At 68.0% G+C, this 24,776-nt stretch carries 21 protein-coding genes; 5 read left to right on the plus strand and 16 right to left on the minus strand.

The window, feature by feature from the left end; translation table 11 throughout:
- Nucleotides 1-2 precede the first annotated feature (2 nt).
- The 8 genes from KIP79_RS10760 to KIP79_RS10795 all read right to left on the minus strand — a co-directional run bounded on the left by KIP79_RS10760 (nt 3) and on the right by KIP79_RS10795 (nt 7,875).
- Nucleotides 3-512 carry a thioredoxin domain-containing protein gene (locus KIP79_RS10760; RefSeq protein ID WP_214104574.1) on the minus strand — a complete coding sequence of 170 codons (510 nt, stop codon included), beginning with the start codon at nt 510-512 and terminating at the stop codon, nt 3-5.
- 1 nt (nt 513) lies between these two features.
- Complete coding sequence (locus KIP79_RS10765) at nt 514-1,272, minus strand: hypothetical protein (protein WP_214104575.1); 759 nt, start codon at nt 1,270-1,272, stop codon at nt 514-516.
- Nucleotides 1,273-1,465: 193 nt separating this feature from the next.
- The gene (locus KIP79_RS10770; protein WP_214104576.1) at nt 1,466-2,020 is read right to left on the minus strand and encodes a DUF305 domain-containing protein; all 555 of its coding nucleotides are present in this window, start codon (nt 2,018-2,020) and stop codon (nt 1,466-1,468) included.
- A 57-nt stretch (nt 2,021-2,077) separates the two neighbouring features.
- A complete protein-coding gene (locus KIP79_RS10775; RefSeq protein ID WP_308169661.1) occupies nt 2,078-2,938 on the minus strand; it encodes a lytic polysaccharide monooxygenase in 861 nt (286 codons plus the stop codon).
- Nucleotides 2,939-3,115: 177 nt separating this feature from the next.
- Nucleotides 3,116-4,174 (minus strand): glycoside hydrolase family 19 protein, encoded by a 1,059-nt coding sequence (locus KIP79_RS10780; RefSeq protein WP_250213014.1) that lies wholly within the window; start codon nt 4,172-4,174, stop codon nt 3,116-3,118.
- Nucleotides 4,175-4,429: 255 nt separating this feature from the next.
- Nucleotides 4,430-5,695, minus strand: a complete 1,266-nt coding sequence (locus tag KIP79_RS10785) for a ferredoxin reductase family protein (protein WP_308169662.1) — start codon at nt 5,693-5,695, stop codon at nt 4,430-4,432.
- A 167-nt stretch (nt 5,696-5,862) separates the two neighbouring features.
- On the minus strand, nt 5,863-6,405 hold the full coding sequence (locus KIP79_RS10790) for a DUF305 domain-containing protein (RefSeq protein WP_214104578.1): 543 nt from the start codon (nt 6,403-6,405) through the stop codon (nt 5,863-5,865).
- An 81-nt stretch (nt 6,406-6,486) separates the two neighbouring features.
- Nucleotides 6,487-7,875: a DUF1996 domain-containing protein gene (locus KIP79_RS10795; protein WP_214104579.1), complete on the minus strand. Its 1,389-nt coding sequence runs from the start codon at nt 7,873-7,875 to the stop codon at nt 6,487-6,489.
- 158 nt (nt 7,876-8,033) lie between these two features.
- Here KIP79_RS10795 and KIP79_RS10800 point away from each other — a divergent pair, with 158 nt between their 5' ends.
- Nucleotides 8,034-9,827 (plus strand): sigma-70 family RNA polymerase sigma factor, encoded by a 1,794-nt coding sequence (locus tag KIP79_RS10800; protein WP_214104580.1) that lies wholly within the window; start codon nt 8,034-8,036, stop codon nt 9,825-9,827.
- Here the strand turns inward: KIP79_RS10800 and KIP79_RS10805 are convergent.
- Nucleotides 9,820-10,395 (minus strand): TetR/AcrR family transcriptional regulator, encoded by a 576-nt coding sequence (locus KIP79_RS10805; protein ID WP_214104581.1) that lies wholly within the window; start codon nt 10,393-10,395, stop codon nt 9,820-9,822. The genes KIP79_RS10800 and KIP79_RS10805 overlap by 8 nt on opposite strands.
- A gap of 115 nt (nt 10,396-10,510) precedes the next feature.
- On the opposite strand from KIP79_RS10805, the gene KIP79_RS10810 reads away from it, so the two are divergent.
- Complete coding sequence (locus KIP79_RS10810) at nt 10,511-11,692, plus strand: cytochrome P450 (RefSeq protein ID WP_214104582.1); 1,182 nt, start codon at nt 10,511-10,513, stop codon at nt 11,690-11,692.
- A gap of 40 nt (nt 11,693-11,732) precedes the next feature.
- On the opposite strand, the gene KIP79_RS10815 is transcribed toward KIP79_RS10810, so the two are convergent.
- The 3 genes from KIP79_RS10815 to KIP79_RS10825 all read right to left on the minus strand — a co-directional run bounded on the left by KIP79_RS10815 (nt 11,733) and on the right by KIP79_RS10825 (nt 13,725).
- Nucleotides 11,733-12,392, minus strand: a complete 660-nt coding sequence (locus tag KIP79_RS10815) for a hypothetical protein (RefSeq protein WP_214104583.1) — start codon at nt 12,390-12,392, stop codon at nt 11,733-11,735.
- Nucleotides 12,393-12,407: 15 nt separating this feature from the next.
- Nucleotides 12,408-12,965, minus strand: a complete 558-nt coding sequence (locus KIP79_RS10820) for a TetR/AcrR family transcriptional regulator (RefSeq protein ID WP_214104584.1) — start codon at nt 12,963-12,965, stop codon at nt 12,408-12,410.
- Between the two features lie 256 nt (nt 12,966-13,221).
- Complete coding sequence (locus KIP79_RS10825) at nt 13,222-13,725, minus strand: VOC family protein (RefSeq protein WP_214104585.1); 504 nt, start codon at nt 13,723-13,725, stop codon at nt 13,222-13,224.
- 149 nt (nt 13,726-13,874) lie between these two features.
- Between KIP79_RS10825 and KIP79_RS10830 the strand changes: the two genes are divergently transcribed.
- The 3 genes from KIP79_RS10830 to KIP79_RS10840 all read left to right on the plus strand — a co-directional run bounded on the left by KIP79_RS10830 (nt 13,875) and on the right by KIP79_RS10840 (nt 17,342).
- Entirely contained in the window at nt 13,875-14,087 is a 213-nt protein-coding gene (locus KIP79_RS10830) for a hypothetical protein (RefSeq protein ID WP_214104586.1), read from the plus strand.
- A 542-nt stretch (nt 14,088-14,629) separates the two neighbouring features.
- A complete protein-coding gene (locus tag KIP79_RS10835; RefSeq protein WP_214104587.1) occupies nt 14,630-16,993 on the plus strand; it encodes an AAA family ATPase in 2,364 nt (787 codons plus the stop codon).
- 1 nt (nt 16,994) lies between these two features.
- Nucleotides 16,995-17,342, plus strand: a complete 348-nt coding sequence (locus tag KIP79_RS10840; RefSeq protein ID WP_214104588.1) for a hypothetical protein — start codon at nt 16,995-16,997, stop codon at nt 17,340-17,342.
- On the opposite strand, the gene KIP79_RS10845 is transcribed toward KIP79_RS10840, so the two are convergent.
- From KIP79_RS10845 to KIP79_RS10860, 4 genes are read right to left on the minus strand one after another with little or no spacing between them, the layout of a single operon-like run.
- On the minus strand, nt 17,332-18,837 hold the full coding sequence (locus KIP79_RS10845; RefSeq protein ID WP_214104589.1) for a serine/threonine-protein kinase: 1,506 nt from the start codon (nt 18,835-18,837) through the stop codon (nt 17,332-17,334). The genes KIP79_RS10840 and KIP79_RS10845 overlap by 11 nt on opposite strands.
- 25 nt (nt 18,838-18,862) lie before the next feature.
- Entirely contained in the window at nt 18,863-20,770 is a 1,908-nt protein-coding gene (locus tag KIP79_RS10850) for an N-6 DNA methylase (RefSeq protein WP_214104590.1), read from the minus strand.
- Complete coding sequence (locus tag KIP79_RS10855) at nt 20,767-21,471, minus strand: M48 family metallopeptidase (RefSeq protein WP_214104591.1); 705 nt, start codon at nt 21,469-21,471, stop codon at nt 20,767-20,769. Before KIP79_RS10855 ends, KIP79_RS10850 begins: the two co-directional genes overlap by 4 nt.
- A gap of 19 nt (nt 21,472-21,490) precedes the next feature.
- A complete protein-coding gene (locus tag KIP79_RS10860; RefSeq protein WP_214104592.1) occupies nt 21,491-24,715 on the minus strand; it encodes a type I restriction endonuclease subunit R in 3,225 nt (1,074 codons plus the stop codon).
- Between the last annotated feature and the right edge of the window lie 61 nt (nt 24,716-24,776).

The following is a 24,776-nucleotide window of genomic DNA, read 5'->3' on the forward strand; positions in this document are numbered from 1 at the left end:
GGTCACGTGAGTGATTCCTTTCGTCTCGCTACCGCCCGTTCCACCAGTTCACCCAGGGCCTCCCCGGACCCGACCGGGGTGGTGAAGACCACCAGGCCGTCCGGCCCGACCACCAGCAGGGCGGGGGTGTAGGGCACCGTGATCGACCGCCAGACGGCCGGATCCTTGATCACCCGTACCGTCTCGGGCAGGTTCCTGTCGAAGCCGGGGTCGTCGGAGACCACGGTGAAGGAGTGGTCGGCGGGCAGGCCGGGCGCCAGCTTGCCGATGGCCAGCAGCAGGTCCTCACAGACCGGGCACTGCCTGTTGATCTTCACGACCAGGGTGGTGCCGTCCGTTGTGGCCAGGCTGGATTTGGCCTGCTCCTCCTGGCCGGCGCCGAGCCGCAGCCCGACCCCGTGGTAGGTGGCCAGCTCCAGCTCGCGCACCCGGCGGTAGAGGCCCGCCCCGGCCGCGAACATCAACGCGACCAGCAGGCCAAGGACGATGACGGCGGCCGTCAGCGGATCCATGTCAGCCGTTCCAGTCGATACGCCTGACCTTGGTCAGGAATCCGGCCGCGGCCTCGCTCGGATTGGCCGCCGCGGCGAGCGTGCGGACCGAGACGCCCGGCCGGGACTCCCTCGGGGCGTCCCACGGGCTCAGCGTGGCCACCACGGTCGGGGTGACCATGAGCAGGGGCTGGGCGGTGGCGTTGGGGGTGCTGGTGATCCGCCAGATCTCGCCCGCCTGGGCGACGTAACCCCGCCATTTGGGGACGCTGCCGGCCGCGGCCTGTTTGGACTGGACCTGGAGGGTGCCGACGCCCGCGATGGTCTGCAGGTACATGGACGACTGCAGGTCGAACCTGGCGCCGGGGTCGGCGGTCATGCCCTCGGGCGTGTCGGTGAAGGCGACTCTGCTGAAGGTCTCCACGATGTCGGAGGATTCCCACTGCGGCGCGTAGAACATCCCGTGCGCCATGTGCCAGGGCCCCAGCCAGGCCGCCCAGCGGGCATCCGACGGCTTGTCGCAGTCGTAGACCACCACTTCCCCACCGGCCAGCGAGAATCGTTCCCGCTCCCGGCCGCCGACCGACCAGATCGCCGATCCCAGCGACGTGATCGGGGCGAGTTCCAGCGCCCAGACATCGGCCGTGGTATTACGCCCCCCGTATTTGGGCGTGTAACGCACGTGCCCGCACCAGGTGTTCAGCGCGTCTTTCTCGGAATCGTCTACTTCGAGTTGGATGACGGAGTTGTCGATAGCGCGTACTTGCGATACATGGGCCATGCAGTGTCCCCTGATGTAAAGCCGGACAGATCGGGCTTAACATGCGCGCAGGCCCCGAGCTTTACATGATCGAATCAACCCGTCAAGACCCTTTTGTCATGCTTCGGAAAAGATCCTGCTCAACGAGAGGATTACTCGAATTCGCTCACTTAACCGAGCGTGTCCCGTGCAGGACGGTACGCGGCGACCGGCTTCAGGTGTTCGGAGGAGAGGTGTCGAGGAGTTCCAGCATGTACTTGATTTGGGCGGTGCGGGAGGTGTCGATTTTGGTGGCCAGGTCGAGGGTGCCGGGGTTGGTGCCGCCGCCCTTCTCGTAGCGGGCCAGTTGGACGCCGTCGTCCTGGTGGGCGATCAGGGTGTTGAGGAGGCGGCGTTCGAAGTCGGAGGGCTTGGCGTCGCGGAGGCGGGCCAGTTCGGACTTGGTGGTCTGGGGCATGCCGCCGTGGGCGTGGTGGTCGTCCGGGTTGGCGGTGAGGGGTTGGTCCCAGTCGCGGAGCCAGCGGATCATGGTTTGGACTTCGGTGTCCTGGGTGGCGGCGATGGCGGCGGCCAGGGTTCGTACCTCGGGGCGTACCTCGCGGGCTTCGGCGAGTTTGGTGATGTCCAGGCCCTGGCGGTTGTGGGCGACCATCATCTGCAGAAACATCACGTCCGAGGCGTTGACGGCCGGTTCCGGCTGGTCGGTCCCGCAACCGGAGCTCAGCAGGGCGGTGGTGGCCAGGGCAACGAGCGCGACGTACCGCCGCATGGGGTCCTCCCGGAGGACCCGCGCCCGGGGGCCGGGCGCGGGCCAGGATCGATCAGGTCAGACGCGCTTCCAGAGCGCGGGCACGTTGGGCGGCTCCCAGCCGACCAGCGAGGTGTGCGCCTGGAGGCACTGGTAGCTCAGGCCGCCGTAGGTGACCCGGGCGCCGACCGCGTACGCCACGCCGGGAGCCCAGGTGCCGCCCGGCTGCTGGGTCGTCGTCGGGGTCGGGGTGGGCGTCGGGGTCGGGTTGCTGGGGGTCGGGGTGGGCGTCGGAGTCGGGTTGGTACCGCCGCCGAAGTCCACGTCCGAGCAGGTGTAGAAGGCCTCGTTGCTGCCGACCACGCGCTGCCAGATGGAGTAGAGGATGTGCCGACCGGTCCGCTGCGGGATGTTGATCGTCCAGTTGGTGAACGTGGTCGGGTTGAAGTTGGTGAACGTCTGGATGTGCACCAGGTCCGACCACTTCAGCGGCATGCTGGGGTTCCACCCCGCGCGGGTGATGTAGAACTCGAAGTTGCTGTTGGAGTGCGGCGCGGTGGCGTGGTAGGTGATCGTTCGCGGTCCGGCCGAGAACGGCGTGGCCGGCCAGTCCGAGCGAACCAGGTCAAGACCGCGGTACTTGTCGCGGCCCGCGCTGCACAGCTTCCCGTCCGGGATGAGCGTGCGGTGCTGGCCACCGGCCTCCAGCAGGGAGACCTCGTTCCAGTCGTAGAACGCCTGGGTGCCCCCCGCCGCCACGGCGGCCTTGCAGGCGGCGGACTTCGGGTTCTCCGGGCCTTCGTTCTTGCAGACGTAGACACGGCTCGGCGGGTTGGACATGGTGCCGTGGGCGGTTGCCGGGCTGGACGGCAGCACCACGAGGATCGTGCCGGCCATCAGGCCGACGGCGGCGGACGCCACCCTTTTGCGTAGGTACACCTGACTTTCCTCCTTGGGAGGTCTTCCGGGTACGCGGGCCTGGCCCGTAGGCCGGGCCCATGACGAAGGTTCGCCTTTGCCGAGCGGGGTGACGCCGCCAGCTTCAGCATCTATTGAAAGGAAACCTTCCTAAGAATTAAATAGAACATGAGCCTCCCGACCGGCGCAAGAGCCGGTTCAGCAGGACAGGTTGTTGCCCGGGGAGACCCCCAGGATGCCGACGAACCGCTGGTAGGCGTTGATCCGGCTCTGCACCTGGGCCGGGTTGCGCCCGTTGCACTCCAGGCTGCCGTTGATGCTCCGGATGGTCTCGCCGAAGCCCGCGCCGTTCACCATCGCGTTGTGCGGGGTCATCGTGCCGGGGCCGCTCTGGGTGTTCCAGTACCAGAGCGCGGTCTTCCAGGCCACCGCGGCGTCGTTCTGCACCAGCCAGGGGTTGCCGAGCAGGTTGAGGCCGAGCGCGTCGCCGGCCGCCTTGTAGTTGAAGTTCCAGCTCAGCTGGATCGGCCCGCGCCCGTAGTAGGCCGCCTGTCCGGCCGGGCACCCGTACGGCTGGCTCAGGTCACAGTAGTGCGGGTAGTTCGCGGTGTTCTGCTCGACGATGTGCACGAGACCTCCGGTCTCGTGGTACGCGTTCGCCAGGAAGGCCGCCGCCTCCTGCTTCCGCACCGTGTCGCTCCCGGTCTTGGCGAAGGCCGGGTACGCGCTGAGCGCCGCCACCAGTCCGCTGTAGGTGTAGAAGGAGTTCCGGCCCGGGAACATCTGGTTGAACTGCGCCTCGCTGACCACGAAACCGCCGGTCGGGGGCGGGTTGGTGGGCGGCGGGGTGCTGCCGCAGGTGTAGGGGTCCCAGTACCAGGTGCTGATGGTCGGGTCGTACCCCGGGTTGTCGTGCTCGGCGATGTAGTACTGGCCGTTGGTGTAGCGCACGATGCTGCCGGCGGGATACCAGGTCCCGGCCTGCCAGTTCGGATGGTTGCAGCCACCGCTGGGCGGCGGGGTGGTGCCGCCGCCGCAGGCGCCCTGGTCGGCCCAGACGCCGGTGGTGCCGGGGGGCGCCTCGTTCTGGGTCCACCACTTGGCCAGCCAGTTCCGGCCGTTGTGGGAGGCCGTCATGCCGCCGGTGTACACCGCGGTGGCGTTCCAGGGGGTGGCGCAGGCCGCCGCGGCGGCCGGGGAGGATGGCAGGATCGTCGCCATCGCGCCCGCCGTCAGCAGGGCGGCGAACCATGCCATGATCCGTCTTCTCGTCACGTGTCACCAATGCCTTTCCGGCGGCCAGGCCGCTCGGGGGGTGGCCTTGCGCAGGTCAAGGCGCCGGTCGATGTCCGGAAATTTCGTACGTTGCCATCAGCCAGGTGACGGGTCGGCAGATGTTGCTGCCAGACGGCGATGGCCCTGCGGATGCCGTTACGGTAGCGGGCTTGACTGGTTTGTGACATTAAGCGCGACTCAAGGGAGTCATAAGAGCGGCATGAGTCAGGCTCGCGTTCAGAAGTCGAAGCATTCGACGTGGATGCGGCGGGCGGGCACACCCGCGCGGCGCAGGGCGCTCCTGGCCGCTCTGGTCATGCCGCCGGGGCCGCAGATGTACACGTCGTGCTCGGTGAGGTCGGGGACCAGCGCGCGCAGGCCCCGGCCGGTGAGCGGCACCGACCTGGTCTCGTCCAGGGTGTAGTGCACGGTGGCGTTCCGCCGGGCGGCGATCACGTCCAGCTCGTCGCGGAGCACCAGGTCCTCGTCCCTGCGGACCATGTAGACCAGGGTGAGCTGCCCCGGCAGGGTCTCGAAGAGCGTGCGGAGCGGGCTGATCCCCACTCCACCGCCGATCAGCAGCACCCGCCGCCGACTCCGCCGCGCCGCCGTCAGGGCGCCGTACGGACCCTCGGCGCAGACCCGGGTGCCCGGGCGGAGGCGGGCCAGGGCGCGGCTGTGGTCGCCGACCGTTCTGACCGTGATGCGGAGGAACTTCGGGTTGGCGGGGGCGGAGAGGGAGTACGGGTTGGCGGTCCACCACATGCCCGGGGCCAGGAATCGCCAGCGGAAGAATTGGCCGGGCTCGGCGCCGAGTTCCTCCAGGTACGACCCTGACAGGTACACCGAGACGATGCTCGGTGACTCCCACTGGATCTCCTCGATGCGGAGCCGGTGGCGGAGGGCGCGCCGTACCGGGGTGAGGAAACGCCACCAGAGCAGGGCGATCGCCACTGTGATGTACAAGGTGACCCAGAGGGCGCGGGCCACGCCGCCGCCCGCGAAGTCGGGGCCGGTCAGCTGGTGGCTGAAGCCTGCGAAGACGGCTACGTAGGTGAAGAAGTGGAGGTAGTGCCAGATTTCGTACTTCATTAGGCGGCGGATGGCGCGGGTGGAGACCACGCCCACGCCGACCAGGAGCACCAGGCCGATCGTCGCCTCGGCGATATGGCGGCCGTCCACGATGAGGCCGATCGTTCCGGCGGCAAGCCCTGACTTCACCGAATGCGCGCCCATCACGAAGATCATGTGCAGGACGGAGAGCCCGACCGTCCACCGCCCGCCGAACGCGTGCCACCGTGCCAGCCGGTCGGTCCCCACACCCCGGTCGAGCACCGGCACCCGGGCCATCAGCCCCAGCAGCACCGCGCACCCGTACCCGGCCAGCAACCCCGCCAGTCGCCCCGCCCACGCCAGCCACTCCCCGAGTCCCGAAATTTCGGGTAAGTCGGCCCAACAGCCGAGGGTGGCGGCGAGCGCGCCACTCCAGATGACCGCGAGCACGACCGCCGGGTTCGCCTGACTCCGCCCCGACCGCCGCGCGACAGCCGGGATTCCCCACCTCGCGACATCCGAGTCCCCCCGCTGCGCGGCAGCCGAACCCCTCCGCGGGGCAGCCGGACCCCTTCGCGGGGCAGCCGAGTCTCTCCGCCGTGGGAGTGCACGGGCCGTCATGACGGATCGCTCCGCGGTAGCTTGCCAAGTTCGTCCTGCCGGGACCGCGCCATGCTCGCCGCGAATTCCTTTGTGTCGGGATCGGCTCCGGAGTTCTGCTCCCCGTCCGCGACCAGCACCGACTGGCGGAGATACTCGCTGACGTGCACGGCGAATAGCCGGTCGAACGCGCGCTCCTTCACCTTGCCGAGAATCACCAGATCGTCCGGCGTCACCATGCCCGGAAGGTCATGACCGTCATGGATGTCGGTCTCCGCGTTCCCACTCCGCCGCAGCAGTTCCCTGAGCCGCTCCAGCTGACTCTGGTGATCGCCACGCATCACCCGCGCGACCTCGACCACCTGCGGATTGCCAGTCCGCTCCGGCACCGTGTCAAAGAGCCTGACCGCCTGCTCGGTCATCGGAATCAGCAGCTGCAACCAGGCCACGTCCGTCGCGTTGTACGACGAGACCGCAGCACTCGGCGCGGGAGGCGGAACCGCGGCCGCGGAACAGCCGGTGACCAGCACCAGCACCGCGCCGACCACGATCCATCGCATGTCAACCTCCGAAAATCGGCCGATGGGTGGGGGCGAGGTCCGGAGCGGGACCCGGACCTCGCCCGCAGGGGATGGCTTGTGTTACGGGGTGCCGTCGGTGCCGCACTTCACCTTCGGGCGGATGCAGTCGCGGATCCGGCGCTCCAGTTCCTGTTCCGGCCAGGCGTTGAAGAAGTCGCCGTGCATCGTGTAGCCGGGCCCGGAGGAGAGGCGGAAGTTGGCCGGGTCGCCGTTGAGGGTGTAGCGGATCACCATGCGGAGCTTGGGCACCACCACCGGGTGGGTGGGCGGGCAGCCGTTGCCCACCGGGTAGGACATGTGGCTCTTGTGGTCGGGCGAGTCCAGGTCCGTGCCGTTCCAGCAGTGCGGGAAGTCCAGGTAGGTCTCCAGCTTGGTGCCGGCCGGGCAGTTCACGAAGTTCTTGGACGCCCCGACCTGCCCGGCGTGCAGACACGACCACCGCGCGCTGCTGGTGCCGTCGGGACCGGTCGCCTTGGCGTTGCCCGCCACCACCCGGAGCCCTTGCGGGAACGCCCGAGTCTGGGCGGCCAGCTCATCCCGTACGCCTTCGCCCAGGTAGTAGAAGGTGGCGCTGCTGGGCTCGACGGGAGTGTCGCCGTTGTAGAGGGTCGGCACCCAGTACGAGGACAGGTCCACCTTGGGTTCGCAGGTCGTGGAGCCCTTGAGCAGGCTGCCCAGGTTGGTGTTCGCGTTGGTGGTCTCGTTGCCCATGAAGCTGTGCATGTGCGAGCCGCCGGGAAGCCCGGGCATCACGATCGGATCGTCCGGCAGCCGGTGACTGAACGGGCACTCGGCCGCGAACTCCGCGACCCGCACCGCCCCCGGCGGAACCGGGCCCTTGGGGAGTTCACCGGTCGGCTCGGCGCTCGGCGTGGGCTTCGGGGAGGTCGTCGGAGTCGGGGAGGGCTTGGTCGGCGTGGGAGTCGGGGTCGGGCTGGGGCTCGGGGTGGGGGTCGCGCCGGCCGGGCCGTACACCTGGAACTCCCAGATGGAGACGCCCCACTGGGTGGCGCGTTTGGTGGCGTGCAGGCGGACGTACCGGCCGCTGGTGGACAGGTCGATGGTCTGCACGCCGTCGATCCCGGCGCCGGACTTCACGGTCTGCCAGGTCCCGCTGCCGTTGGAGACCTGGATCGTGTACGCGGCCGCGTAGGCGTGCTCCCAGTTGATGACCAGCTTCTTGATCGTGCGTACCGCGCCCAGGTCCACCTGGAGCCACTGGGGGTCGCTGAACTTGCTGGACCAGCGGGTGTTCGCCTTGCCGTCCACGGCGAAGGCGGGGGCGAGGTCGCCGCGCTCGGCCGAGGAGGCGGCGGCCGGGCGGAGCTGCGACAGCGGCGCTTCGGCCGCGGCGGCCGGGCTGACCCCGCTCACCAGGGAGGCGCCCAGAACCGCCGCGAGGGCGCTTCCGAGCGCAAGGCGGGAAACTCTGGTACTCGTCTCACTCATTACGGATGAGGTCCTTTGTCCGAGAGGTTTGAGGCCTTCTGCACTGGGAGACCTCGCACGGACGGCCGGACAACACAAATCCCCAAAAAATGTTGTCCGAGCCTGCGCCGTCCGTCTCCATTGGTGAGGGTTGGTCCGGAGACGGAGAGAGGGAGCCGATGCGGGGAGCAGCCAGGAGCGGTCCGGACACTGCCGTGGTGGCCGCCGCCAGGGACGGGGACCAGCGCGCCCTGGACGCACTGGTGGCCGACTCGCTCCCGCTCGTCTACAACATCGTCGGCCGGGCGCTGAACGGGCACACCGACGTGGACGACGTGGTGCAGGAGACGCTGATCCGGGTGGTGCGCGGGCTGCCGGGGCTGCGGGACCTGGAGGCGTACCGGTCGTGGCTGGTGGCCATCGCGGTCCGGCAGGTACGCGACCACGAGGCGGACCGGCGCACGGCGCGCTATCGCAGCGCGGAACTGGACGTGGCCAGCGAGCTCCCCGATCCCGCCTCGGACTTCGCGACCGTCACCATTCTCCAGCTGGGGCTGACCGACCAGCGGCGGGAGGTGGCGGAGGCGACCCGTTGGCTGGACCACGACGACCGGGCGCTGCTCGCGCTCTGGTGGCTGGAGGAGACCGGGGAGCTGGGGCGGGCCGATCTGGCCGGGGCGCTCGGCCTGTCGGCGCGGCACGCCGCCGTACGGGTGCAGCGGATGAAGGAGCAGGTGCAGACCGCGCACACCGTCGTACGGGCGTTGCAGCACCTGGCGTCCTGCCCGGAGTTGCGGGAGCTGAGCTGGGACTGGGACGGGGTCCCCAGCCCGCTCTGGCGCAAACGGTTCGCCCGGCACATCCGGTCCTGCCCGAACTGCACACCCCGGACGCGCGGGCTCATCCCCCTGGACCGGCTGCTCTCCGGCCTCCCCCTCATCGTCGTCCCGGCGGGGTTCGCCCTCCACAAGCTCTGGTCGGCGCCCGTACGACCCGAACTCGCGCTCTCCTCGGCAGGTTCGCCCGGGCGCACTGTCGCCACCGCGGCGGCGGCCGGGGTCACCACCATCGCGATCACCGTTCTCGTGATCACCCAGGTGGTCCCGGGCGATCCACCCCCACCACCCCAGGCAGCCCCTTCCTCGATTTCCCCGACGCCTTCCCCCTCACCCTCCCGGACCCTCGCCCTCGACCCGGTCGCCCCCACCCGATCCGCCTCGCCCCCGGTGGCCGCGCCCCCGGAGAAGAAGGGGGTCGCCGTCTGGAACGCCCCCAATGTCAGCGCGGCCCTCGCCAAGTCCGGGGCCAGCTGGTACTACACCTGGGCCAGCCACCACGACGGCATCGCCACCCCCCGGAACGCCACCTTCATCCCGATGATCAGGGCCGCCGAGAACGTCAACCCGCAGGCCCTGGCCCAGGCCGGTAGCGCGGGGCCGTACCTGCTGAGTTTCAACGAGCCCGACCTGCCCGCCCAGGCGAACATGACCGTCGAGGAGGCCCTCTCCCACTGGCCCAAGCTCATGCGGGCCGGAAAGATCCTCGGCAGTCCCGGCGTGGCCTTCGGCGGCGACACCCCCGGCGGCTGGCTGGACCGCTTCATGACGGGCGCGAAAGAACGCGGCTACCGCGTGGATTTCATCACCCTGCACTGGTACGGGGCCGACTTCCGCACCCAGCCCGCCGTCTCCCATCTGAAGACGTACCTGAACGCGGTCTACAAACGCTACGGAAAACCGATCTGGCTCACCGAGTACGCATTGATCGACTTCTCCAACGGCACCCGCTACGCCTCCGACGCCGAACAGGCCGCCTTCATCACCGCTTCGGCGAAGATGTTGTCCACCCTCCCTTACGTGCACCGATACGCCTGGTTCGGGCTTCCTGCCGCCACCGGGAAACCGGGCAGCGGTCTGTTCGACGAGAACGGCGCCCCCACCGAGTCCGGTCGCGCCTTCCAGGCGGCTAAGTGAAGGGCTTCTCCATCTCGTCCAGGACCTGTTCGATGATGTCCGCCGGATGGGCGGTCAGCTCCTCCTGGATCCAGCGACGCAGGGCGATCCGCAGCCCGGCCAGGAAGGCGGTGGCCAGCACCTGGGCTCGTACGGGATCGACGCCGTCGCGTTCGGCCACCACGCCCGCCAGGTCGCGCTCCAGCGCCGCGTGTTTCCCCAGCTGTACGGCGAGGATCGCCGGATGCTGGAGTGCGAGCCTGGTGCGGATCGCCCAGCCCTGCACGGTCTGCTCGTCCTCCCGGACGATGCCCCGGATGACCGCGCGCATCGCGGCCCAGGCCGGTTCGCCGGGCGGGCGGGTCCGGACGGCGTCCACGATCGCGCGGATCTGCTGGCCGTCGGGGTGGATGAGGGCGTCTTCCTTGCCGGTGAAATAGTTGGAGAACGAACGGCGGGAGATGCCCGCGGCTTCGGCGATCTCGTCGATGGTGACGTTGTCGATGCCGCGCTCGACCGCCAGCCGCAGCGCGGTCTCGTGTACCGCCTGCCGGATGGCGGCCTTCTTACGCTCACGTAGCCCAGTCATCGTGTCACCGCCCTCTAAGGTAAATATACCTACCCCTCCGGCATACTTGCCTAATGCGCATTTTTGCCTGAACGGCAGCTAGCGTGGGTTGTACCGAGACAGGGGGGGCATTCTGATGATCGGTACACCGCGATTTCCCATCCGGCCCGCCGAGGGCGACCCGCTGGCCGTGCCGCGGATCGACTTCCCGGATGGCATCGGGCAGGTGGAACTCCCCAGCGGGGATACGGCCTGGCTGGTCACCCGGCACGAGCTGGTCCGCCAGGTGCTGCGCGACCCGAACTTCTCCAGCGACGTGACCCGGCCGGGATTTCCCATAGTGCGCCGCCTGCCTCCGCAGCAGATGGCCCCCAGCCCGGGCTCGTTCATCCGCATGGACGGGCCCGACCACGCCCGGCTGCGGCGCATGCTCACCCCCGAGTTCATGATCAAGCGTATCCGGTTGATGGAGCCGCTCATCCGGGAGATCGTGGTGGACGCGCTCGACGCCATGTGCGCCGAAGGGCCACCGGCCGATCTGGTCCAGGGGTTCGCGCTGCCGGTGCCGTCGATGGTGATCTGCCGGCTGCTCGGGGTGCCCTACCAGGATCATGCCTTCTTCCAGGAGCGGACCCGGACCATGCTGGCCTGGGCCAGCTCGATGGAGGCGATCCTGGCCGCCAGGGACGAGCTCATCGCGTATATGACCGAGCTGGTCGCGGCCAAGCAGCGGGACGGCGGCGACGACCTGCTCAGCCGGCTGGTCGCCGAGCGGGTCGCGACCGGGGAGATGGACGCCGCGGAGCTGATCGGCGTCGCCATGCTGCTGCTGGTGGCCGGGCACGAGACCACCGCCAACATGATCGGCCTGAGTGTGCTGATCCTGCTCCGCCACCCCGACCAGTTGGAACGGCTCCGCAAGGACCCGGAGTCGATGGAGGACGCGGTGGAGGAGCTGCTCCGCTACCTGACCATCGTGCGCACCGGGCTGCCCCGGGCGGTGGTCGCCGACACCGAGATCAACGGGCAGCTGGTCAGGGCCGGGGAAGGCGTGATCGCCTGGCTGGACGCCGCCAACCACGACCCTTCGGTCTTCCCCGGCCCCGGCGAGCTCGATCTCGGCCGCGGCTCGCACCAGCATGTGGCCTTCGGCTTCGGCGTGCACCAGTGCCTCGGCCAGCCGCTGGCCCGGGCCGAACTGCGGATCGCGCTCCAGGAACTGATCGACCGGCTACCCGGCCTCGCCCTGGCCGTGGACGGGGTCGAGTACCGCGACTCCTTCATCCTGGGAGTGCAGCGACTGCCGGTGACCTGGTGAGTCAGTCGGCGACCAGACGCGGCTCGCCCGGACGCCGCGGTCACGGCAGCTGTGCGGCGGCCGGGCGGGAGGGGAGTCGCCAGAGCGCGACGGCCAGCCAGACGCAGCCGATCGCCACGAGGACACCGTGGGCCACCCGGCCCGCGGGCGGGGCGAAGAACTGCGGGATGAACAGGGCGAAGCCGGCGGCGAAGAGGATCCCGCTGAACCGCGGCAGCGCTCCCGAGCGCCAGATCGCCGTGGCCGCGAGCACCGGGCCGATGCCCAGCAGCAGCAGGCCGATCAGGAAGGTCGTGACCGCCGCTGGGTGATAGCGGATGCTGTCAGCGAGGTCGAGCAGGTCGAGGGGCTGACCGTCGGCGACCTTCGTCGCGATCGTGTTCAGCGCGAAGTCCTCCGCGCCGTAGTACGGCAGGGTCAGGCCGGCGCCGATCCAGGTGGTGACGGCGGCGGTTACAGCGAGTCGTTCGGACCGCGTCGCCTCGACGACTCGGCGTACGGCCAGCAGCGCCAGCGGCACCAGGATGAAGCCGATCATCGCGAACAGGTGGGTCGCCACCCACCATGGCGAGGACATCGCCTGTAATGCTCCTTCCCTTGTGGACTCCTCACGCCAGGGGCGTAGCGCGGGGTAGAGGAAGAAGAGGACTCCGGCCAGGGCGAGGCCGCCGGCGGCGAGGCGGACACGGGCGAGGGGCATCGGTCTTCTCCAGTTTCAGAGTTCGGGAAGGTCCGCGAGGAACATGCGGATCACGCGTTCGAAGGTCTCGTCGAGGTCGTGCGGCAGTCCGAAGCCGCCGGCCGCCTCCAGTGAGGCGAAGCCGTGGACGATCACCCTGGCCGCTCGGATGGCGTGAATCAGGTTCGGCTGGTCGAAGCCCCAGGGGCGCAGGGCGGCCTGGATGACCTCCAGCATGCGTAGCCCGGCCTCGGCGAACTCCGGTTGGTGCAGCGGGTCGACCGGCATCGCCGCGTAGCGTGCCGGGTGCTCGGTCACGTAGTCACGGTAGGCCCGCATCAGGGAGGCCACGGCGTCGGCGCCACTGCGGCCGGAAATGGCGGTGGCCAATTGCCCCGTCATTTCGTGAATTACGCGTACGCCGACCAGGGTGCGTAGGTCGGCGAGGTTGCTGACGTGTTTGTAGAGGGAGGGGGCGGCGACCCCGCAGCGTTCGGCGACGGCGGCGAGGGTCAGGGCGGCCAGGCCGCGTTCGTCGACGAGGGCGACCGCTGCGTCGACGACCCGGGCCTGGGTCAGGCCCGCCCTAGGCATCGCAGGCTCCAAGGCCGAAGCTATCGTCCATAGCTTTTATGCTAATGGCAATAGCTAATGCCTGGCTAGCCGGGATTCACCCGCGCCCAGTTGCTCGCCGCCCCCAAGGTTTGAGTCCGGGGACAAAGTCCCTGCCAACACTCGCCGCCGATCCAGCCGCCGAAGTGCCGGCGATCCGGGCCCCTGGGCAGTCGAAGTGCCAGCGATCCGGGGCCCTAAGCGGCGTTCAGCTCGTAGATCGCGCGGGCCGTAGCTCTTAGACGGAGACGCCTACGCCGCCGCGGGTTTCGGCGCCGAAGCGGGCCTTTTCGCGGGGGATGTCGAGGGGCTTGATGGCGGTGCGGCCATTGATGATGTCTTCGGTCAGGAGGTGGGAGGGGACCAGCCAGGAGACCTCGAATTCGAGGCCGTCGGGGTCCTTGGCGTACAGGGCCTTGGTGGTGGAGTGGTCGGAGGCGCCGACCAGGGCGCCCAGTTGGGTGAGTTTGGTGGCGACGCGTTCTAGTTCGGCGAGGGTGTCTACCTCCCAGGCGAGGTGGTAGAGGCCGACCGAGGTACGGCCGGCGCCGGAGGCGGTCGCGTCCGGGCCGATCTGGAACAGGCCCAGGTCGTGGTCGTTGCTGGAGCCCTCAGCCTGGAGGAAGGCGGCGCCGGGGAAGCCCATGACCACCCGGAATCCCAGCGCCTCCCGGTAGAAGGCGACGCTGCGGTCGACGTCGCGCACGTAGAGCACGGCATGGTTCAGACGCTGGACTGGCATGTTTCCTCCCAGGAACGCTCTCTTTCGGCTTCAGCGATTTCCCGGGCCGAAGTTGTTCCCGCCCGCGAGCCCCGAGTGATCCGGGAAACTGTCGGTGGCGCCGCGTACGGTGTCCGGTGGACTCGCGGGACTCATGGGGGGACAGCTTGATGATCGTTGACCAGGTGGCCAGGGAGCACGAGGCCAATCGTGAGCTCTTCCGGATCGTGCACGAGGTGGCCGTGCGCTACGCGGGCCGCCCACTGGACGAGATCGTCACCGTCCTCCACCGTGACCTCCCCGGCACACCCCCGCTCTCCTATGACGAGATCCTCCGCATCGCGGAGCAGATCACGGTGGGACGTGACCCCTCCGGGTTGTGACACCCAGGATCGAAGGCGCGGCAGGTCTCAGGGCTGGCGCCAGGCCTGAAGTAGCGATAGGCCCACAACTGCTTAAAGCAGACATTAAGGACCGAACGCGAAGGATGCGTGGTAGGTCCGTGGGACGGGCATCGCCATGATCAAACCTAGCAAGGTCATACACGCCACCTCCGAGACGGGTCATTCTGGCGCTGGGACAGCCACCGAGCGCATTCGCAATCGCCTCTAGCGACCTGTTTAGCGGCAGCGTCCGCCCAGATCGTGATCAGTGCACCCCAAGCGTGATCATCCAGGACGGACGCAGCGCCAAAGTCGTGGTCACCCATGATGGGCACAGTGCCAAGTCATGGCCATCGCGGACTTTGTGCCGGAGCCGGCAGGGCTAGCCACGAACCATGGCGATGCTCGCCCTTCTAAATATGGCTTGTGAATGACATTCACAGATGCTTTACTTGTGGGTGCCTCGAGCATAACGCTGACCGCTCGCCGCTTCCGTCGTGCGTGCCGCACGTGCTCTGACGACCTTCCCCCAGGAGACCGCTGTGTCCACTTCCTCGGCATATGTCACGCTCCACGACGAGGTTCGCGCTCGGCTCGCGGCCTCGGCGCTCACGGTCGACGTGCAAAGACTGATCCTGGACGCACTGGGGGCTGTGGCCCAGCCTGAAGAGATCCCTGCTCCGAGCGGCATATATCTGGGCGCGGTCAGCGTCCGCGCGTTCCGAGGAATCGGCCGGGCGATCCGCCTCCCGCTCACCCCAGGTAACGGGCTGACCGTCGTAACGGGCCGGAATGGTTCGGGTAAGTCCAGCTTCGCCGAAGCCATCGAGATAGCCCTGACCGGCGAGAACTCTCGGTGGAAGGGCCGGACCCAAGCATGGACTGGTGGCTATGCCAACCTCCACGAGAGTGTGCCGCCGGAGATCGAGGTCGAACTGGCGATCTCCGGCGAAACCGAGCCCAGTCTGGTGAACCTCACTTGGACGGGTGACAAGTACCCCCAGAACATCGCCACTGTCACCCGCCCGGGACGAGGACCGGCACCGCTGTCCAGTCTCGGGCTGGGCCGGGCGTTGGCCGACCACCGGCCTTTCCTTCCGTACGCCGAACTGGGCACGGCGTTGGACAGCGCCGTGGATACGCATGACAAGATCTCTGCGATCCTCGGCCTGGGGCCGCTGGCCGAGGCGTGCAAGAACCTGCACGATCAGACGCTGTCACTGACCAAGACGGCGAAGAAGGCCAAACTGAGTCTCCCCGCGCTGGTGGACAGGCTGGCGGCCGTCGACGATCCTCGTGCCAGGGCCGCCCTGGTTGAGCTCAACCAGGCACTGCCGGATTTTTCCGCCCTCGAAGCCCTCCTGTCGGATGCCCGGAGGGACGAGCACCTGCACCGCGCCGCCAACCTCACCGGTCCGGACATCCAGGCCATCCGGCAAGCGGCCAATCGGCTGTACTCCGCCCGCAAGGCCGTGCGGCAGCTGCGGGAAACCGCTGCGGAAGACGCCAGAGCCAGGGCGGACCTGCTCGGCCTGGTCCTGGCACACCGCGACAGGAACTCGGGCGACCCTGCCTGTCCGGTCTGCGCGACTCCGGCCAAACTAGATGGAGAATGGGCGGCTCGCGCGGCCGAGGAGATCACACGCCTCCGTGGTGAGGCCGCCGCCGCGGAATCGGCCCAGCAAGAGCTGAACGCGGCCACCGAGGGTGTCAGACGGCTCATCATCGATCCTCCGGCAGACATCCCGGAGCAGATCGCCACCGCTTGGCAGGAGTGGACGGCCGCGGGTTCTCTCGCGGACCTGAGCGTCTTCGTCGCAGCGGCCCAGCGGCTGGCCGACCAGTGCCAGGCCGTACGGGATGAAGCCCGCCAACGGCTTTCCGAGCAGGATGGGCAGTGGCAGCAGATCGTTCCTGAGGTGGCGGCGTGGTGCCGGGACGCCCGGGAGGCCATCGATGCCAGGACTCGGTTGGCCACCGTGAAGAAGGCCGACGACGGAGCTCGGGCGCTCCACGACAGCCTGCGCGCTGAGCGAATGGCTGCCCAGGGCCAGGAGGCTCGGATCTACTGGCAGATCATGCGGGGTCAGAGCAACGTCTCCCTGGGCGAGATCCGGCTGGGCGGTCAGGGACGAACGCGCCACGCCGATCTGAACGTGAGCGTCGACGACATCAGCGGCTCCGCGCTCGGTGTCATGAGTCAGGGCGAACTACACGCGCTGGCGCTGTCCTTGTTCCTGCCACGCGCGCTCGTGGCGGACAGCCCGTTCCAGTTCCTCGTCATCGACGACCCGGTTCAGTCGATGGACCCGGAGAAGGTCGACGGCCTCGCCCAACTGCTCGACGCGGTGGCCAAACGCCGCCAGGTCGTGGTCTTCACCCACGACAGTCGGCTCCCCGAGGCGATCCGCAGGCTGAACGTCCAGGCCACGATCCTGGAGGTGATCCGCAAGGAGCGCTCCGAGGTGGCGGTGGAGGTCAGCGACGATCCGGTGGAGCGGGCGCTGAAGAACGCGCGCGGTATCGCCGGCAACCCTCGGCTCCCCACGCAGGCAGGTGCCGCCGTACTGCCCGGAATGTGCAGGGTGGCGTTGGAGACCGCCTTCGTCGAGGTCGCCCGCCGCAGGCTGCTGGCCGACGGCGTCGACCACGCCACGACCGAGAAGCAGATCGCCGATGCCCGCTCGACCGGGGAGATGGCCGTGATCGCCCTGGGCGTACCGCAGCAGAAGGACGTGTCCGGCGAGCTGAGCCGGAGGTTCGGCGCCTGGGCCGCCGATGTCTACGAGGCCTGTAACCAGGGGAGTCACGAGCCGCAGCGTTTCTACGCGCGCCTGCGCGGATCTGGTAGTGATCCCATCGCGCAGGTCACCAAGCTGGTCCGCAAGGTGCGGGAGATGAACTGACGTGACGCGATCCGCGCAGTACCTGACCGACGCAGACGGCCTGCTCCGCACCGGCGAGCAAGGGCTCTGGCCACGTGCCACCGCGTTCCTCATCCGGCTGGCGCTGGAGTCCTGCCTGGACGACTACTGGCGGCGTGTTCAGCCAGGGGTCGAAAGGTGCGACACGCGGACCCAGATTCTGTGCCTTACCCACTACCGGGGCCAGGAGACCTCCCGGCTGGCGGCCCGCGCCTGGGCGGGCCTGAGCCGGGCGTGCCACTACCACGGCTATGAGCTCAGCCCTACCGCGAGCGAGCTGCGCGCCCTGCACAACGAGGTCGGCGCACTGCTCAGCCGACTCAGCTCGTGAGCATGCCTGCGACGCGTACGGTCGCGGGATGGTCCGGCCCGTAGAGCCTGGTGAGGTCGTCGAGCAGGGCCGTCAAGGTACGGCGGGCCTGTTCGACGTCACCGGAACTCTGCTCAAGCTCCCCGATCTGGCGTCGCAGTTCCAGCGGCCGTGGGTCGTCCTCCGGGTAGACCCGCAACTCGTCGGCGAGCAACTCGCCCATGATTCGCAGCGCTGATCCGGCGTCCCCGAGATGAACTCGGCAGAGCGCCTCCTGAGTCCGCAGCTGGAAGCCGTTCTCATCGCCGGCGTCGAGACGGGCCGCGAGTTGCTGGAACGCCTGCGCGGCCGCCTGGTAGTCACCGCCCTCGAACAGCACGTCCGCGAGGTGTCCGCGCAGGTCCAGCACCTCGTGGTCGTCCAGCCCGAGAACGCGGCCCGCTGGCTCGACCATGGCGGCGAGCACTTCGGCGGCTTCGCCGTATCGGTCTTCCCTGACGAGCGAGGCCGCGCGGCGTCGCGCCCTGCCGAGGTCTCCCCGACTGAACGCCGCTGTCGCCTGGACCGAGTTGATCGCCACGAGATGTGGGCCACGGGCCGTCAAGGTACGGCTGACCGCGTGAGCGTACCTGCGGATCGGACTCGGCTCTGGCGATGTCACTCCCGGCAGTAGGCCGGTCCCCGACAAGTACGGCATGAGCCGATCATGGACTTCGGCCGCGGTCGCGGGACGGTCCTCCGGCCGCTTGGCAAGCATGGACAGCACCAGTTCGTCGAGCTCCCGAGGCACATCAGGCCGGATCTTGCCGATGGCATCCGGCAGCGTACTCACCTGCTTGGCCATGACGTCGAACTCGGTCGACCCGGTGAACGGCCCCCGCCCGACGAGCAACTCATAGAGCACACAACCCAGCGAGTAGATGTCGCTGCCCGGAGTGGGCTCCTTTGCTTCGACTTGTTCCGGCGACATGTACGAGGCGGTGCCCAGGATCTGCCCTGCGCCGGTCAGCTTGGTGAGTTTGGGGTCCCGCAGCACCGCCAGCCCAAAATCGACCACCTGGATGGATCCGTCGGATCGCAGCATCAAGTTGGCGGGCTTGAGGTCCCGGTGCAGGATGCCCTGTTCATGCGCCGCCTCCAGTACGGCCGCGACCTGTGCCCCCACCGATGCCACCCACCCCACGGGAAGCGGCCCCTGCTCGGCGACGACATCGTCGAGGCCAACCCCGTCGACGAATTCCATGACCAGGAAGAGCCGACGGCCGCGAACGGGATCTTCGTACGCTCCTATGTCATGGATCACGGGAGCGCCAGGATGCCGCAGCCTCGCCATGATCTGGGCTTCACGGTGAAATCGTGCCTCAAGCTGCTCGTCCGGCTTGCCGTCCGGGAACCTGATGAACTTGATCGCGACATGCCGCGCGAGCTTCAGGTCGGAGGCTCTCCACACCTCACCCATGCCGCCGCCGCCCAGCGGAGTGGCGTCCAGCACGTACCGATCGAGGATGGGGTCCACCCGCGCCTCCGCGACGAGCAGGGAATCATTCGGGTCGCAACGTCCCATCAAACAGGCCGTCGAATCCCGCCGCCACCAGTTTGTCGTTGATCTCACGCAGCGCTCGCGAAGTGTCTTCGAAGGCGAGCAATCGGCGATACGCCTCGCCGTATCTACGTTGCTCCTCGATGGGAAGACGAGGAAGCTGCGCACGCCGTGGGTCCAAACGCATCGAAGACCCGCGTCGGACGCTCGATCCGGATGCCGCGCGCAGACAACCGGCCAGAAAATGGGGGTCGAGGCGGTCAGGGTCGGCTCGGATCAGCAGCAGCCGCTCGCCCAGGGCCGCTCCCGATTCGGTCATGACCCGCGGCGCCGACTCGCCCCCGGTCACCAGTGGCGCGACTACGTCGCCGGCCGCGACGGTGATGAGGCCTGGTATGTCCTCGGTCCGGCCGGTGCAGGGTCGGCCGAGTAGGAGATCTTTCGCGGTGAGCACCGGCCGATCCCCCTCCGGCGACAGTTTCAGCGGCCCTTGGAGAATCGCCACCACCCCGGCCCGGGAAAGCTCGCCGAGATTGGTCATCGGCACCTCGCGGTGCTCGGCCTCGGTGAGCCGCGGGATATCCGCGAGCACGGCCTTGGCCAACGAGACGACCTTCTGCCGAAGCGCGGCGAACCCGGCCGAATCCACGTGTTCCTGAATCGCCAACCGATGGCCGGTCGCCAGGTCGATCTCCTCATCGAGAAGATCGATGATCCTCACCGTACGGCTACCGCCGGGCAGTTGCCCCCCGGTCGAGAACGCCTGCCACGCCTGCTCCGCGAGTGACAGATCCGCACCGGCGTTGACCATGAGCACCTCGGAGAGGGGCGGGTCACCCGTCTCGGGACGGCGGAGCACCCACAGGTCAGGTGCCCCGCTGGATGCCGGGGCGGCGCCCGTGGAAAGCGTGATGACCGCCCGCAGCGCTCCCGCGCGGAGCAGGTTTCCGCGCACGCGCCGTCCGGCGCGACGGCTCGCCGCGACTCCCGGCATCATGATGACCACCAGGCCTCCTGGCCGGACGTGTGCCAGGCAGTGTTGCACCCACGCCAGCTCCGATTCGCCACGAGGCGGAAGACCGTACTCCCAGCGAACGTCGTAGGTCAGGTCTTCGTAGCCCCACGTACGGTCGTTGAACGGTGGGTTGCAGACGACGGCGTCCACCCGCTCCGCGGGGAACGCGTCCGCGCGTAGCGAGTCGCCCGATTTGATGGTCGCCCTAAGCCCGTGGAGTCGCAGGCGAACAGCTGTCAGCCGGGCCGCCGTCTCGTTCAGTTCCTGGCCGAATACGCGTGAGGCGTCAGAGGCCAGCAGCAGAGTGCCGATCCCGCAGGCCGGATCTAGCATCCTCGCTCCGGCCGTGGCGCCGATCCTGACCATCAGCTGGGCCACGTTCAGTGGTGTGGCCAGCAGCCGCCGGGAGTGGCTCTCGACGTAGCGTTCGCAGATGACGTCGAAGGCGTCGACCGGCCCTTGAGTCAGCCCCACTTCGGCGATGACCCTGATCAGCCCCGCGTCGATGGCGACACCGGCGGGAACCCGCACGGGAAGCCGGGCGAGCAGCTGATCGTCAGCCAGTCCCGCGAGCCTCGGCCAGCCGGCAGGGTCGCCCTGGATGTACAGGAGGAGTGCCCCCACGTAGCCGACCGCGTCACCCAAGCGAAGATCGTCATTTGTGGCGCGTAGCCGCTGCCACACACGCTCCAGCGGGGCCACCTCGACATACCGGTCATGGCGGCGCAACCATTCTTCGATGTCCGCCAACGAGAACGCCGGGCTACTCGCCGTCCCGCCCACAGGTTGCGGGAAGTCGTCGAACCGCTTACGCCAGTTGCTAACCGCGGCTCTTCCGACGTCGGCCAGTCGCGCGATGTCCGCAGCGCTGACCGTCACGTCGTCCTGCCTCATCGTCCTTCCTCCGGAAGCCACAGGTTGTTTCCCGCGCGGCGGAGCCGTTCCCGATGCTCCGCGTAACCGGGGAGCGTGCGATCGACGATCCGCCAGAAGTCCGGACCGTGGTCAGGCCGTTGGAGATGGGCCAGTTCGTGAACGAGGACGTAGTCGATCAGGCTGGGAGGCAGTTGCATGGTGGCCCAGTGGATGTTGATCTGCCCGTCCTGGGAACAGGACCCCCATCGGTAGCCGAGAGGCCGGACCCGCAGGCCGGTCAACTCGGCGCCCATCCGGGAGGCCCATGACGGAACGCGCCTGCGTAGCCAAGGATCTCCGACGCGCCGATACCAGTCGACCAGTTCCTTGGCCCCGCCGCCTTTGGGAAGTTCAAGGCGCCCGCGAATGAGCTTTACGCAGCCCGATTCGATGATTCGCAGCCGGTATGACCGTCCCAGGTAGAGGAACCCTTCGCCTGAGATGTACTCCTTCGCAGGTGGCGGAACGCCCAGGTCGCGCTTCTCGGCGAGCTTTCCGTACAGCCAGGTTCGCTTGTTCTCGACCATCCGCACCAGTTCGGCCTTGGAGACCTGGGGTGGCACGATCGCGACGACCGAGGAGTCCCGCTCGACAGTGAGCCGCACGCTCTTGCGCCGCTCGCTCACCGACACGGCGACCTCGAGGTCGCCTACCCGCAGAACCCCCGGAAACTCACTCACGGCCACCAGCATGCCAGGCTCACCCCCTGGGAACGTCCTTCTGGTTGCTCTTGATCAGATCGCGGACGCGGGTGGCCAGGGCATCCAGCCGCGTGACATCACCGAGATCGTGGGCGATGAGGATGCTGAAGATGTCCCGCCGGAAGTCCTCGACATCCGTGCGTTTCGCCCAGAAGTCTCTGCGGTGAATGATCGTGTACGCCATTCCGTAGATCTGCCGGGTGGCGTCAACGTACCGTTCGTCGCGGATGCCCTCATCGGAGGTGGCCAACTCGTCCACGAGGAGGCGGTGAAGCCGCTGTTCCACAGCGCTCAGACCGTGGGGATTATCCTCATCGTTCTCTTCGACGATATCCGTGACCAGCTCTTCCAGGGCGAGCAGTTGCTGATCCCATTCGTCCTTCAGCTCCACGAGGATCTTTTCCAGGCGTTCGCTCAGCCGCTGGTAGCGGACCGGGTCCGTGCCGCGGTGCACGGTGATGTGATGCCGGATGGCGTTCTCCATCTCCGACGCCTTCGCCCGCGATCCGCCGGTCATCGCCTCGACCGAGGCCGCGAAGTTCGCCGCGGTCAGCTTGATCGGCGGTAGCTGCTGCTCGATGCCGAGCGAGGTGATGTGCTCGTCGATCAGCAAACGGATCTTCGCCCCGTACGCCCCCGGATCGAACTCGCCGCCGTCGACCCGGTAGCGCCGCGTCGCGGTCACCCTGACGACCACGAAACGCTTGAGATCCGGCAGGTACGGCTTCGCCGCCGGATCGGGAAGCACGGTGTTGACGGTCCTGGCGAACCGGGAGAGCTCGGCGTTGAACCGATCCCGCAGCTCGACGTCGGCCAACTCCTGCACGCAGCGCTCGATGTCCTCCGGGTGGCGGAACATCATCCGGAGCCGCTGGAGCCGCGGCTCCAGCTTGGCGATCTCCGTACGAGCGTCCCGGAGCGCACCTGACACGTCCACGCCCTCGTCGGGATCGAAGTCCTCCGCCGCGAAGATCCGCAGCGCGTCGAGCAGGTGCTGCCCCACGCCCCGGTAGTCGACGACCCAGCCGCACTCCTTGCCGTCAGCGGTCCGGTTGACCCTGGCGACCGCCTGTAGCAGATCATGCTCGGCCAGCTTGGCGTCCAGGTACATGACCTGCTCGATCGGCGCGTCGAATCCGGTGAGCAGCATCGACTTGACGATGACGAACGCGATGTCGTTCTCGCCGAACGGCTGGGTGAACCCGTCGATCCTGGCCTTCCGCTTGGCCTCGTCGGTCCACTCGTCGTAGTTGCTCTCGTTCTCTGCCGTGCCCTTGGAGATAATCGGAACGAAGTCCATCCGCTTGATCAGGTCCAGCTGCCTGTGCGCTTTGACCAGCGGAACCTGCCGGGGCCGCAGCTCGTCGAGCGGCTTGGCCAGGACGCTGTTCGGGAGCTTCTCGATCTCCGCGACCAACTCGTCGCGGGCGGCCAGCAGCGCTTCGCGGTAGCGGATCGTGCTGGCCCGGTCATGCGCCACCACCTGCGCCTTGAACCCTTCGGGCAGCACCTTGTCCACGTAGTGGCGCAGCATGTGCTTGGCCTTGGCGTCGATCAGCTTCTCCGCGGAGGACACGTGGCCCTTGGTAGCCCAGCGCCGCTGTAACTGCTCCCGTTCGTCCTCACTGAGGCTCTCGAACTCCTCGTCGAAGAGCTCGTCCATGTCCTGGCCGTCCCGCAGCGCGCCCTTCACCCAGAAGCACTCGTAGAGGATCGGCACGATCACGCCGTCCTCCTCGGCCTCGCGGAGCCGGTAGGTGTCGATGAACGAGCCGAACAGCTCGACGCTGGTCTTCCGCCGCCCCTTCTTCGTCATGATCGGTGTGCCGGTGAAGCCGATTCTGGCCGCGTTCGGCAGCGCCTCGCGCAGGTTCGCGCCGAGACTCGCGGTGTGCGAACGATGAACCTCGTCGATCAGCACCACGATCGACTCGTCGGTGTTGACCTCACCCAGATCGAGAGAATCCTGCAGAGATCCATCCCGGTTCTTCTGAATCATCACGAAGACGACTCCCGGACCCTGCCGGCCGAGGATCGTCCTCGCCCGCGCGGCCGTTCTGGCCGTGTCGACCTTCTCGTTGCTCAGCCCCATCGTGGCGGCCAGCTGGTCCTGAAGCTGGGTACGGTCGGTGACCACGACCACCTTGACGTTCAGCAGGTCGTCGCTGAACCGCAGCCGGCGAACCAGGAACGTCATGGTGAGGCTCTTGCCCGACCCCTGGGTGTGCCAGACGATCCCGCCCCGCCGGTCGGCCACGCCGTCCTGGCGGCGGGTCTTCCCGGTCCGCAGCCGGTTCACGGTCTTCTCGACCGCGCGGAACTGCTGGTAGCGGGGTGCGACCTTGATGGTCCTGCCCTGGTCGGTCGTCATGAACGTGACGAAGTTGTGCACGATGTTGAGCAGGTTGGCCCGGTCGAACACGCCCGCCGCCAGGATCTCCTGCCTGCTGAGCTGCTCCTCGGTCTTGCCCAGCCGCGCGGCGAGCGCCGCCTTCGTCAGGGGGTACGGGTCACGCCACGGCACATAGTGCTCGAACTCGGCGGTGAACGTGCCGAGCCTGGCCTCCTCCCCGCTGGTCACCATCGTGAGCTGGACCGTGTGGAAGAGCTTCTGATTTCCGGTACGGCTCTCGCCGCCTGTCTGCTCGGCGTACTTGCGGAGCTGGTGGACGGCGCCGGCCAGGCTGCTCTCGGTGGTCGACTTACACTCGATGACGACAAGCGGGATACCGTTCACGAACAACACCAGGTCCGGGACGATCGGCCCCTGTCCGCCGCCGGGGATGTCCAGGCGGAACTGGTTGACCACGGTGAACTCGTTGTTGTCCGGGTTCTTCCAGTCGATGTAGTGGACGACGCGGGTCTTGCCACCGTCCCAGCCCGCCACGCCCTCCACGGCGGTGCCCTTGATCAGGAGCTCTGTGACGTGCTGGTTGGCTTCGAGGAGTTTCGTCACCGGGACGCGGGTCAGCGCGTTGACGGCGGAGCTGATCCGGGTGTCGTCCAGCCACTCCTCACCCTGATCGTTGAGGTTGATCCGAACGAGCGCGTCCCGTAAGCGGCTTTCGAGAATCACCTCGTCAAAACCACGACGTCCAGAATTGCGAGCGACGGTCGGAATCACAGCGTAGTAGGGCGCACCCTCCAGGTGCTTCCACCCCATCCCTTTGAGCTGCTCGATCAGTGGCTTCTCCACCAACGTGTATTCCAACTCGTTCGCCACGATCCTGCTCCCGTCTCGAACTACAATCACGAACGTGAACAAATCGTCCCTACACCAGGAC

The organism is Acrocarpospora catenulata (assembly GCF_018476525.1).
GTDB lineage: Bacteria > Actinomycetota > Actinomycetes > Streptosporangiales > Streptosporangiaceae > Acrocarpospora > Acrocarpospora catenulata.

Coding starts and splice junctions, on each gene's coding strand:
- KIP79_RS10800 (WP_214104580.1), top strand. CDS start 8,034: ATGCGGGGAGCAGCCAGGAGCGGTCCGGACACTGCCGTGGTGGCCGCC.
- KIP79_RS10850 (WP_214104590.1), bottom strand. CDS start 20,770: ATGAGGCAGGACGACGTGACGGTCAGCGCTGCGGACATCGCGCGACTG.
- KIP79_RS10810 (WP_214104582.1), top strand. CDS start 10,511: ATGATCGGTACACCGCGATTTCCCATCCGGCCCGCCGAGGGCGACCCG.
- KIP79_RS10830 (WP_214104586.1), top strand. CDS start 13,875: ATGATCGTTGACCAGGTGGCCAGGGAGCACGAGGCCAATCGTGAGCTC.
- KIP79_RS10825 (WP_214104585.1), bottom strand. CDS start 13,725: ATGCCAGTCCAGCGTCTGAACCATGCCGTGCTCTACGTGCGCGACGTC.
- KIP79_RS10805 (WP_214104581.1), bottom strand. CDS start 10,395: ATGACTGGGCTACGTGAGCGTAAGAAGGCCGCCATCCGGCAGGCGGTA.
- KIP79_RS10790 (WP_214104578.1), bottom strand. CDS start 6,405: ATGCGATGGATCGTGGTCGGCGCGGTGCTGGTGCTGGTCACCGGCTGT.
- KIP79_RS10820 (WP_214104584.1), bottom strand. CDS start 12,965: ATGCCTAGGGCGGGCCTGACCCAGGCCCGGGTCGTCGACGCAGCGGTC.
- KIP79_RS10795 (WP_214104579.1), bottom strand. CDS start 7,875: ATGAGTGAGACGAGTACCAGAGTTTCCCGCCTTGCGCTCGGAAGCGCC.
- KIP79_RS10770 (WP_214104576.1), bottom strand. CDS start 2,020: ATGCGGCGGTACGTCGCGCTCGTTGCCCTGGCCACCACCGCCCTGCTG.
- KIP79_RS10815 (WP_214104583.1), bottom strand. CDS start 12,392: ATGCCCCTCGCCCGTGTCCGCCTCGCCGCCGGCGGCCTCGCCCTGGCC.
- KIP79_RS10760 (WP_214104574.1), bottom strand. CDS start 512: ATGGATCCGCTGACGGCCGCCGTCATCGTCCTTGGCCTGCTGGTCGCG.
- KIP79_RS10765 (WP_214104575.1), bottom strand. CDS start 1,272: ATGGCCCATGTATCGCAAGTACGCGCTATCGACAACTCCGTCATCCAA.
- KIP79_RS10780 (WP_250213014.1), bottom strand. CDS start 4,174: ATGGCATGGTTCGCCGCCCTGCTGACGGCGGGCGCGATGGCGACGATC.